At 37.2% G+C, this 10,991-nt stretch carries 10 protein-coding genes and 1 rRNA gene; 8 read left to right on the forward strand and 3 right to left on the reverse strand.

What is annotated here, in order from left to right; all coding sequences use genetic code 11:
* Positions 1-14: 14 nt before the first annotated feature.
* From LDK52_RS16290 to nikC, 3 genes are all read left to right on the forward strand, one after another.
* On the forward strand, positions 15-1,643 hold the full coding sequence (locus LDK52_RS16290; RefSeq protein WP_277586999.1) for an ABC transporter substrate-binding protein: 1,629 nt from the start codon (positions 15-17) through the stop codon (positions 1,641-1,643).
* Positions 1,644-1,712: 69 nt separating this feature from the next.
* On the forward strand, positions 1,713-2,717 hold the full coding sequence (locus LDK52_RS16295) for an ABC transporter permease (RefSeq protein WP_277587000.1): 1,005 nt from the start codon (positions 1,713-1,715) through the stop codon (positions 2,715-2,717).
* Positions 2,718-2,731: 14 nt separating this feature from the next.
* Positions 2,732-3,631, forward strand: coding sequence for a nickel transporter permease (nikC, locus tag LDK52_RS16300; protein WP_277587001.1), 900 nt, complete (start codon positions 2,732-2,734; stop codon positions 3,629-3,631).
* Positions 3,632-4,310: 679 nt separating this feature from the next.
* Here nikC and LDK52_RS16305 read toward each other — a convergent pair.
* Both LDK52_RS16305 and LDK52_RS16310 read right to left on the reverse strand, forming a co-directional pair.
* The gene (locus LDK52_RS16305) at positions 4,311-5,393 is read right to left on the reverse strand and encodes an FUSC family protein (protein ID WP_277587002.1); all 1,083 of its coding nucleotides are present in this window, start codon (positions 5,391-5,393) and stop codon (positions 4,311-4,313) included.
* Between the two features lie 39 nt (positions 5,394-5,432).
* Positions 5,433-6,719: a glutamate-1-semialdehyde 2,1-aminomutase gene (locus LDK52_RS16310; RefSeq protein WP_277587003.1), complete on the reverse strand. Its 1,287-nt coding sequence runs from the start codon at positions 6,717-6,719 to the stop codon at positions 5,433-5,435.
* A gap of 178 nt (positions 6,720-6,897) precedes the next feature.
* Here LDK52_RS16310 and bcp point away from each other — a divergent pair, with 178 nt between their 5' ends.
* From bcp to perR, 3 genes are all read left to right on the forward strand, one after another.
* Positions 6,898-7,380, forward strand: coding sequence for a thioredoxin-dependent thiol peroxidase (gene bcp, locus LDK52_RS16315; RefSeq protein ID WP_277587004.1), 483 nt, complete (start codon positions 6,898-6,900; stop codon positions 7,378-7,380).
* Positions 7,381-7,382: 2 nt separating this feature from the next.
* Positions 7,383-8,324 carry a D-2-hydroxyacid dehydrogenase gene (locus tag LDK52_RS16320; protein ID WP_277587005.1) on the forward strand — a complete coding sequence of 314 codons (942 nt, stop codon included), beginning with the start codon at positions 7,383-7,385 and terminating at the stop codon, positions 8,322-8,324.
* A 113-nt stretch (positions 8,325-8,437) separates the two neighbouring features.
* The gene (gene perR / locus LDK52_RS16325) at positions 8,438-8,881 is read left to right on the forward strand and encodes a peroxide-responsive transcriptional repressor PerR (RefSeq protein WP_277587006.1); all 444 of its coding nucleotides are present in this window, start codon (positions 8,438-8,440) and stop codon (positions 8,879-8,881) included.
* Between the two features lie 148 nt (positions 8,882-9,029).
* On the opposite strand, the gene LDK52_RS16330 is transcribed toward perR, so the two are convergent.
* The gene (locus LDK52_RS16330) at positions 9,030-9,374 is read right to left on the reverse strand and encodes a YgzB family protein (RefSeq protein ID WP_093538186.1); all 345 of its coding nucleotides are present in this window, start codon (positions 9,372-9,374) and stop codon (positions 9,030-9,032) included.
* 133 nt (positions 9,375-9,507) lie between these two features.
* On the opposite strand from LDK52_RS16330, the gene LDK52_RS16335 reads away from it, so the two are divergent.
* Together LDK52_RS16335 and LDK52_RS16340 are read left to right on the forward strand one after the other, a co-directional pair.
* A complete protein-coding gene (locus LDK52_RS16335; RefSeq protein WP_277587007.1) occupies positions 9,508-10,374 on the forward strand; it encodes a nucleotidyltransferase-like protein in 867 nt (288 codons plus the stop codon).
* 471 nt (positions 10,375-10,845) lie between these two features.
* Positions 10,846-10,991: ribosomal RNA gene (locus LDK52_RS16340) — 16S ribosomal RNA — on the forward strand; the annotation flags it as partial.

Consider the following 10,991-nt stretch of genomic DNA (forward strand, 5'->3'; position numbering starts at 1 on the left):
ATGGAGGGGTCCAAATGAGTAAGTTGAAAATATGGTCATTTTTGCTGTTGATGATCGTTGCAGTTACTGTAGTACTTGCAGCGTGTTCATCTGACGATTCATCAGACGGTGACACGAAAAAAGATAATGAAGAGGGCACTACAGAAACTGCTGAAGAAAAAGTATTAATCTTTGGGCGTGGGGGAGACTCTGTTTCACTAGATCCAGCTGCTGTAACGGATGGTGAATCATTTAAAGTCACGCAAAACATTCAAGAAACGTTATTAAACTTTGGTCAGCAAGATACAACAATCAACGAAGGTTTAGCAACAAAATGGGAGCCTTCTGAAGATGGACTTTCGTATACATTTACACTTCGTGAAGGGGTAAAATTCCACGATGGAACGGACTTCAATGCAGAAGCTGTTGTAAAAAACTTTGAACGTTGGGCTGGTGGTTCTGAAGATCAATTCCCATATTACGGGTCTATGTTCGGTGGATATGCTGGTGATGAAGGTCATGTAATCGAATCAGTTACTGCTGAAGGGGATTACACAATTATATTCAAACTAACTCGTGCACAAGCACCTTTCTTAAAAAATATTGCAATGAGTCCTTTCGCTATTGCAAGTCCAACTGCATTTGAAGCAGCTGGAGACAAATTTGGTGACAGCCCAGTTGGTACTGGACCATTCAAATTTGTAGAATGGAAACGTAATGATTCTATTACTATTGAAAAGAATAAAGAGTATTGGAATTCGGAAGAGCCTAAATTAGATAAAGTTATTTTCCGTGCAATTCCAGACAACTCTGCACGTTTGAACGATCTTCTAACTGGAGCAATAGATTTAGCTGATGGTGTAAATCCTTCAGATGGTTCTACAGTTGAAGGAGAAGCGGCTTTACAGTTATTCGAGCGCCCGTCTATGAATATTGGGTATCTTGGTTTGACAAGTACACGTCCACCATTCGATAACAAAAAAGTTCGCCAAGCGGTAAACTATGCAATAGATAAACAAGCAATTGTCGATGCTTTCTTTGAAGGGCGTGCAGAAGTAGCGAAAAACCCTATGCCATCTTCTATAAGTGGATATAATGACGATATTCCTGGCTACGAATATGATCCAGAAAAAGCGAAACAATTATTAGCAGAAGCGGGTATGCCTGATGGATTTGAAATGGAACTATGGGCAATGCCAGTTCCACGTCCATATATGCCTGATGGTACGAAAGTTGCTGAAGCTATTCAAAAGAACTTAGCTGATGTTGGTATTACTGCTAAAATCGTATCTTTTGAGTGGGCTACTTATTTAGAAAAAGCTCGTAATGGGGAAGCAGATGCATTCCTATTAGGTTGGACGGGTGATAATGGAGATGCAGATAACTTCCTTTATGTATTACTTGACGAAGATAATATCGGAAGTAATAACTACAGTTATTACAGTAATGATGAGTCCCATAAGATTTTGATAGAGGCTCAAACAGAAGTTGATGAAGACAAACGTAATGAACTATATAAACAAGCACAAGTAATTATCTCTGAGGAAGCTCCTTGGGTTCCACTTGCTCACTCAACGCCATTACTAGCAGGAGATGCAGAAATCATTAATTTCTACCCACATCCGACTGGTTCTGATAGATTAAACAAGGTCGACTTTAAGTAATATGCTTAAGGGGGGAGGTCTTCGTGATTTCTCCCCTTTTCTTTATTTCAAATTAGAGAGGTGAAGACAATGCTTCACTATATCGGTAAACGATTATTACAATTGATACCAGTACTACTTGGTATGACATTCATTGTTTTTATGATTATACGAGCAATTCCTGGAAATCCAGCTCAACTAATATTAGGACAATTAGCATCAAAAGAAGCGATAGCAGCGTTGGAAATTAAACTTGGTCTAAGCCAGCCCTGGTATACACAATACTTTGACTACTTAGCTGGTCTTTTAAAAGGTGATCTAGGAGAATCTATGCGAACGGTTCAACCAGTTGCAAAAGAGATTTGGCCATATTTAGCAGCAACAATGGAGCTAGCATTCTTTGCTATTATTATTGCAGTTATTATTGGAGTAAATGCAGGTATTATTTCTGCTTGGTTCCAGAATTCCTGGTTTGATTATATGGCAATGGTTTTAGCTTTAATAGGTGTTTCCATGCCAATCTTTTGGCTAGGTTTGATGGAACAATGGATTTTTGGTGTTGAATTGCAATGGCTTCCAACGACAGGTCGAGAGAATGTACGAGATCCCGTAAATTCCATCACTAGCTTGTATATTGTAGATACAATAATACAAGGAAGATTCGATCAACTTGGTACAGTATTGAAGCATTTAGTACTTCCGGGTATTGCATTAGCTACAATTCCGATGGCGATTATTGCCCGTATGACGAGGTCTAGTATGCTTGAAGTTATGAGAGCTGACTATGTTCGTACTGCTCGTGCTAAAGGGCAAAAAATGTTCTTTGTAGTTTATAAGCATGCTTTGAAAAATGCAATTATTCCTGTATTAACTGTAATAGGACTTCAAACTGGCCTGTTACTTGGAGGAGCTATTTTAACAGAAACTATCTTCGGCTGGCCGGGTATTGGAAGATATATTTACGAGGCTATTCAGTTCCGTGATTATCCTGTTATTCAGTCCGGTATACTTGTTGTTGCTTTTATATTTGTCATGATTAATTTATTTGTAGATATTTTGTATGGAGTAGTAGATCCGAGGATCAAATATGATTAAAAGGAGGAATAGATATGTCCGAAAGGCTTCCGAATTCGACAAATGATCAAGTAATCGCAACTAAAGAAAAATCGACCGGTCCTTGGCGAGATGCATGGCGTAGCTTCCGAAAAAATAAAGGTGCGCTGATTGGAGCAGGGATTGTCTTATTCTTCGTATTTTTAGCATTTTTTGGTTCTTTGTTTGCTCCACAAGGTATTAATGATCAACTCTTAACAGATCGCTTACAAGCCCCATCTGCACAGTATTGGTTCGGAACGGATGATTTTGGTCGAGATATATTTTCTCGAATCATTCATGGAGCTAGAATTTCATTGTGGGTAGGATTTTTCTCGGTAATTGGTTCTGTAGTAGTTGGTAGTATATTAGGTATTGTTGCAGGTTACTATGGAAAATGGATCGACATGATTATTTCTAGAATTTTTGACATCATGTTAGCTTTTCCAAGTATATTATTGGCAATTGCAGTCGTATCTGTTTTAGGACCGTCTTTACAAAATGCATTGATCGCAATTGCGATTATTAATATTCCTAATTTTGGTCGTCTAATACGTTCGAAAGTTCTGAGTATTAAAGAAGAAGAATACATAACATCTGCTAAAGCTATTGGGATGAGAGATATTCGAATTTTATTTTCTCATATTTTACCTAATTCAATGGCACCGGTTATTGTTGCAGGTACGCTTGCAATTGCATCGGCCATTATTGAAGCAGCTGCATTAGGGTTCTTAGGACTGGGTGCTCAGGCGCCAACTCCTGAATGGGGTAAGATGCTAGCGGATGCCCGTATGTATTTAAGAAATGCTCCGTGGACAATGATTTTCCCAGGACTTGCAATCATGTTAACAGTTTTAGGATTTAACTTGATGGGTGATGGACTACGAGATGCACTTGATCCAAAGATGAAAAATTAACACATATGCCAGCTAGCAATTTTGTTGCTAGCTGGCATTTTTTGTTAAAGGAAAGTATAAAATCTTGTCTTCTATGAATTCAATGCTCCAGTTATTTTAAAGAATTAACGAGACCTCTGATTTCTAGGATATAGTACAGATTTTTGCTTAGATTATAATTGTACTTAGTTTATATATGATAAAACCGTCTGTTGAATTAGGATAGTATTCTGGAATGAAGATGAAGCAGATTTTCTTATTACTAGTGGAAATAAAGAAAAATAGTAAGTAGTTACTAAATAAAGAAGCGAAAAAGCGAACGAAATTGCATCTTCAGGCCCGCACGATGCGGGTCAGGCAGTCGTTGCGAAATGTTTTTTTATTTTGCGACGAGCTTTGCGCAGGAGCACCACGATGTCGCGTACTTAGACTGTCATCATTTCTCCTCTAGGATTAAGGAAGTAAGTTATCTAAAAACGCACTAACCTGTTTCTAAGAGTTGCAGGAGCGCGACGGACAGATAAAAGCCGTAAGATTACCGAAAAAAGGGATGCTGGTTGGTTGTGACGTACGTCACAACCAACCAGCATCCCTAAAATTCACTCGGTAATCCTATAGCAAAACATCTGTCCAAAGCCCTTCGAAAACGATAGAAACAGGTTTTGACCTTAAAGTGCCGAGCATACCTTTTACACTTTTTTTAATAAGGCGTTTGTTCAATCTGAACATTTAGTTCTTCCCCATGAAAGTTTTGATAAGATGTGATCAGTCTATCTACGTGTTCTAACTGTTCCTCATATTTTAACATGGACGAAATTAAATGCAGGAGATGATAAGAAGAAAACTCTTCTTCCATTTGTGTAATGCTAATTTGTTTAACGAAAATATCCATTACTTCTTGCCTTTGTATAAATGCCTCTGAATCGTTCTCTTCAATATGCTCTGGTCTTAACTTACCTATAAACTTCAAATGGATCTGTTCATGATAGGTTAATAGAGCATCTAATCTTTCCTGTATCATCATGCGGAAATGTTCAGGTAGGTGAGTTAATTCATGCTCATGCAGATGTAATTTTTTGAGTACATCTAAGCTTTTATAAGAAGTGGAAATTAATTCACGGTAAATAACTAATTTTCTTCCTTTTGTGTATATTGATTTTTTTTTATATCCACGTTCTTCCTTAAAGAAAGAGTAAAGTTGATCGACTCGACTAAGCCTTTCTTTTAATTGATTAATTGTTTGTTTAGTCGATTTATGATCTGATGCCTGTCTAACTGTAATTCGCAGCCATCGGATTATTTCATCCTGGGTATAGTGAATTGCATTAAAAAGCTTCTTTTCAAACTTAGGAGGTAGAAATACCAGATTTACAATAAATGCTGAGATCACTCCAACTAGAATGGTTGCAAATCGCAGTACTGCAAATACTAAAAAGTCATCACCTTGTATTTCCATAATCGCAATTACCGTAACAAGGGCAAGTGTTAAGGCTTTCTCTAACTTTAGTTTAAGCATTATCGTAATCGTAATAATTGCGGCAAATCCTACGATTACATAATCATTTCCAAAAGCTAAGGAGAATAAAACAGCAATAAGAGCTCCTATTAAATTCCCTTGAACTTGTTCAGTTGCTGTTTTAAACGATCTATAAATAGAAGGTTGAATCGCGAAAATAGCTGCTATTCCTGCAAAAACAGGACTAGGAAGCTGAAGTAATTCAGCCATGAATAAAGAAAACACAATAGCTAATCCAGTTTTAAATATTCGAGCTCCTAATTTCATTAAATCCAATCCTTTCGAAAGAAACAGCGTATCTGATTATTAGAGCTTGGCAAAGGCATTATTAACTGCTCTAAGTGTTTCTTGGATATCACTTTCTGTGTGTGCAGTTGTGATAAACCAAGCTTCATATTTGGAAGGCGCTAAGTTAATGCCCTGGTTAAGCATAAGCTTAAAGAATTTCGCAAACATTTCTCCATCACTAGCTTCTGCTTGCACGTAATTTTCTACCTTTATATTTGTAAAGTATACGGAAAGAGCTCCTTTAATGCGATTAATAGTAATAGTTACATCATTTTTCTTAGCAGCTTCTAGAATGCCAGTCTCTAGAAGTGCACCTAGTCTATCTAGTTCATCATATAAACCTGGAGTTTGTAGAACTTCTAAACAAGCAATCCCTGCTTGCATAGACGCAGGGTTCCCTGCCATTGTTCCCGCTTGGTATGCAGGACCTAATGGTGCAACCTGTTCCATAATTTCCTTTTTACCACCGTACGCACCGATCGGAAGTCCGCCACCGATGATTTTACCTAAAGCTGTTAAGTCTGGAGTTTGTTCTAACAGGCTAGATGCCGCACCGTAATGGAAGCGGAATGCCGTTATTACTTCATCATAAACTACTAATGCACCTTTTTCTTTTGCAATTTTGTGAATTAATGGAAGGAAGCCTTCATTTGGCTCTACCATACCAAAGTTTCCTACGATTGGTTCTACTAAAATACAGGCTAGTTCTTCTCCCCATTTTTCCATAGCTTCTTCATAAGCTTTTGGATCGTTGAATGGAATAGTGATCACTTCTTTTGCAATAGATGGAGGTACCCCCGCAGAATCTGGTATACCGAGTGTTGCTGGGCCAGAGCCGGCTGCAACTAACACTAAATCGGAATGTCCGTGATAGCATCCAGCGAATTTCATCACTTTTGTTCTTCCCGTGTAGGCACGTGCAACACGGATTGTTGTCATGACTGCCTCTGTCCCTGAGTTAACAAAGCGAACTTTATCCATAGAAGGAATTGCATCTTTTAGCATTTTTGCAAAGGTTACTTCATGTGTTGTTGGGGTACCATACAATAGGCCAGTTTGTGCAGCTTTTGTAATTGCCTCTGTAATATGAGGGTGTGCATGGCCGGTAATGATGGGACCGTATGCTGCTAAATAGTCGATGTATTTATTGCCGTCCACGTCATAAAAATAAGCACCTTCTGCTCTTTCCATCACGATTGGTGCTCCTCCGCCTACCGCTTTATATGATCTTGATGGACTGTTTACTCCACCTACTATATGCTCTAATGCCTCTAGTTGGATTATTTCTGATTGTGTATGATTCAATATAATTGCCTCCGCTCAGTTTGTTTGCCGATAGAAAGTATACCGTTACTATCTTATTATTGTCTAGTGTGCCCATTCTTTAAGTTCTTCTCAATTGTAGATAATAATAAGGAAAATTGCTAAGAAAATTGAACAAACTGACTAACTTCGATACGATATATATATAGGAGGGATTATGATGGAAAAACTAGAAGGTATGATTGCACCTAACTTTTCATTGAAAAATGAAAAAGCAGAAATTGTTTCATTAAAGGATTTTGCAGGGAAGAAATATGTAGTTTTGTACTTTTACCCAAAGGATGCTACACCTGGGTGTACTACAGAAGCATGTGATTTTAAAACCGCTTTTACAAGTTTCACTGAGTTAAATGCTGTAATCCTTGGAGTTAGCGCAGATGATGAAAAGGCTCATACAAAATTTATAGACAAGCATGGTCTGCCGTTCTCTCTATTAGTAGATGATACGCATGAAGTTTCTGAAGCATATGGAGTATGGAAGTTAAAAAAGAATTTTGGAAAAGAGTATATGGGCATTGAGCGTTCTACTTTTTTAATCGACCCTACGGGAACGGTCGTAAAAGAATGGAATAAAGTAAAAGTTGATGGCCATGTTGAAGAAGCGCTACTAACTTTAAAATCATTAGTGACTGAAGGGCAATAAGTATGAAAATATTGTTTTCTTTTTTACCCAAACAGGAGCAACAAGATGAATTAATATCGACATTCCCAGATGCAGAATTTATATTTCAAAAAGGTCTAAATGAAGAAATATTAAAGTTATCCCAAATTCTAGTTACATATGGGGAAGACTTACATATACATCATCTAGAAACTGCCGTACAGCTAAAATGGATTATGGTCGCTTCCGCTGGACTAGAAAAAATGCCGATTCAGGAAATTGCCAATCGAGGTATTATCGTTACCAACGTCCGAGGAATTCACAAGACACCTATGGCAGAAACGATTTTAGCACATATACTTTCTATAAAAAAATCAATCCCATTAATCAATGAAAATCAACGCAATGGGGAGTGGTCTAAGCGAGTATTTCCTACTGAATTACTAGATTCAACCGCAATAATAGTAGGTCCCGGTGCAATAGGAGGCGAAGTTGGGCGAATCCTACAAGCTTTTGGAGTGCATACAATTGGATGTAATAGGAATGGGCGTCTTGCTTCATATATGGACAAAGTAGTTTCCTTTGATAAATTAGATGAAGTATTGCCACAAGCAGATATAGTCATTTCAATCTTACCGAGTACGAACCAAACAAAAGGATTAATCACATACGAGCATTTACAGTCTATGAAACCAACAGCAATATTTATGAATTTCGGACGTGGAGATGTAGTGAGAGAAGAATACCTACTGCTTGCATTAAAAGAAGAGAAGATTGCATATGCTGTACTAGACGTATTTGAGAAAGAACCTCTAGCAGAGGGACACCCATTTTGGAGCATGAATAATGTTATCGTTTCTCCGCATGTCTCGAGTCACTCTTCTCAGTATGTTGCACGAGCATTGGAAATTTTCTCGAGGAATCTAGACGCTTGGATGGAGCAAAAGCCAATGGAAAATGAAATTAACCTGGAAAAAGGCTACTAACCTATGTGTTTCTACCGTTAAGGTGTAATAAATTTGACAGTTGATGCATTCTTTATTTATACTTATTGTAACAATTATAATCAAAGAATGAATATGAAAAGAGGTGCATTGCGATGACGGAAGTACATTTAAGAGATGCTTTAGATACTTTAAAATCGACCGGTGTACGAATTACGCCTCAACGCCATGCGATACTGGAATTTATTATCCAATCTATGTCACATCCCACAGCGGACGATATATATAAAGCACTAGAAAGTAAATTTCCAAGCATGAGTGTTGCAACGGTTTACAACAACTTACGCGTTTTTAGAGAAGCGGGACTTGTGAAAGAGTTGACCTACGGGGATTCTTCTAGTCGTTTCGATTTTGTTACAAATGATCACTATCATATGATTTGCGATGCTTGCGGTAAAATAGTAGATTTTCATTATCCGGGATTAGATGAAGTGGAGCATTTAGCTTCTCATTTAACAGGGTTTGATGTAAGTTATCATAGAATGGAAATTTACGGTATTTGTCCAAAATGTAAAGAACATGCAACTAAAGTTCAATAAGCAAATCCGAGCGTAAATACGCTCGGATTTTTATACGGACATTTTGAATTGATTAACGAAAGCAAACGATGAATCAATAAAATCACTATAAATAATAGATGGTCGTGAATAAACTTTCACGACCATCTATTATTTAGTAGCTTCTATTTTATCTTTTTTTATTCAATGCTTCATCGAATTCCTGTCCTTCAAGATTAGGATCTAGCGTTAACGGTTCTTTACAATACATGCACATGTCTACTCTTCCTAATACTTTAGTATGTTTGCCGCAGTTGGGGCATACAACGGGTACTGCTTTTGTAGATAATAATCCTATCCAACCATAGACTGCAGTGCTTGCTAAAATAGAGAGTAATCCAAGTGTCACGAAAATGGTAACTAAAATGCCATTGTCTTTAAAGAATATTGCACCATACATTATGATAAAACCAAAGAATATAAGTCCTAGCGCAAAGGAACGTATACGATTTATTTTGTTTTTATAGGGTTTCATTTTCAACCTCCTAATTTCTACATCCACTATATCATATTTTAATATAAATTTAAGATTAGAATTAAATATAGAAGGAAAAACAGAAAAATTGTCGAAAATCTATTAGTAGAAGGAAATAAAGGAGGCTTCATCTTTGGAAGCATTATTGAGACCAATTTATCAAGAAAGAGCTAGTGATCCTAATACACTAGGCATTATTTTAGTTGAGAAACGGGCAGAATTTAGCCCTATTACAGATATGTTTGATTCCATTTTATTTATCATTACGCAAGAATCCTCTGTACCTGTATTCACCAAGCATTATACGTATGGGGAAAAAAAAACTGCACTCCATATATTAACTGAGAAGCAGCTAAGAAAGTGGTTATTGTTGGGGACTAATCCTAAAATAGTAGATTGGTTGATCAATGGTCGTGTGGTATTTGATCGAAATGAATATGTTGAAAGTTTGAAACAGGAGCTGTATGTATTCCCTATAAACGGCAGAAAAACTCGTATGGGTATTGAATTTGCTAAACTAACGAGAAGATATTTGGAAGGTAAATTATTCTTTGAACAACATAACTACCTGGATGCTTATAATCATATGGTAGATTCTTTACATCATCTGGCTCGTTTAGCTGTTTTTGAAAATGGTATGCACCCAGAGGTGATGGTGTGGAAACAGGTTAAACAATTAGATCCTTCTATATATAAACTGTACGATGAGTTAATTTCTAGTGAGGAATCATTAGAGAAAAGATTAGAGCTTCTATTTTTAGCGAGTGATTTCTTAATTCATTCCCGAACAAAAGATGGAGCCCAGCACATTGTTGAGGTTTTAGGATTAAAAGAGTTTTGGACTATTCAAGAAATCCACGAGCAAGAAGAACTTAAAAATTACTCTGTAGATTTAGAGGTTTTCATCGAGTTTCTAATAGATAAAGGATATATCTTGATTGAAAAACAACAGACGAAAAGTAACGAGATCATGCATAGATACTACAAAGTAATTCGTTAGGAACGACACTTAAAAACGGACAATTAATTTTGTTCGTTTTTATTGTTGACATTTGTTATTAATCCATGGTATTCTTATAAGCGTCGTCAAAAGCAGTATAAATTATTTCAAGTTCCTATTAGAGAAAAAGAGTTTTATAAAACTCCTTGACACCTAGTGAGTACGATGATATATTAGAGAAGTCGCAAAAAACGACACAGCAAATTGAACATTGAAAACTGAACATGCAAAACGTTAAGACATACAGCTTGACAACTAACTTTGTTAGTTCGATAGCAAAACAATTTTTGACATCATTTAATGATGATGCCAGCAAAACAAATGAGCTTTTAAACTTATTTATTTTTCTGGGTGGCGAGACGTAGTACAGTGCAAGGAAGCAATCGAGAGAGAGAGGGAACGTACTAACGTACGTGACTGACCAAACGAGTGAAGCTGACGAAGCAATGTGCTGCGTATCGACATCCAGCTATTATGGAGAGTTTGATCCTGGCTCAGGACGAACGCTGGCGGCATGCCTAATACATGCAAGTCGAGCGAATGACGAAGAAGCTTGCTTCTTCTGATTTAGCGGCGGACGGGTGAGTAACACGTGGGCAACCTGCCCTGTAGATTGG

This window comes from Psychrobacillus antarcticus (assembly GCF_029533155.1).
Lineage (GTDB): Bacteria > Bacillota > Bacilli > Bacillales_A > Planococcaceae > Psychrobacillus > Psychrobacillus antarcticus.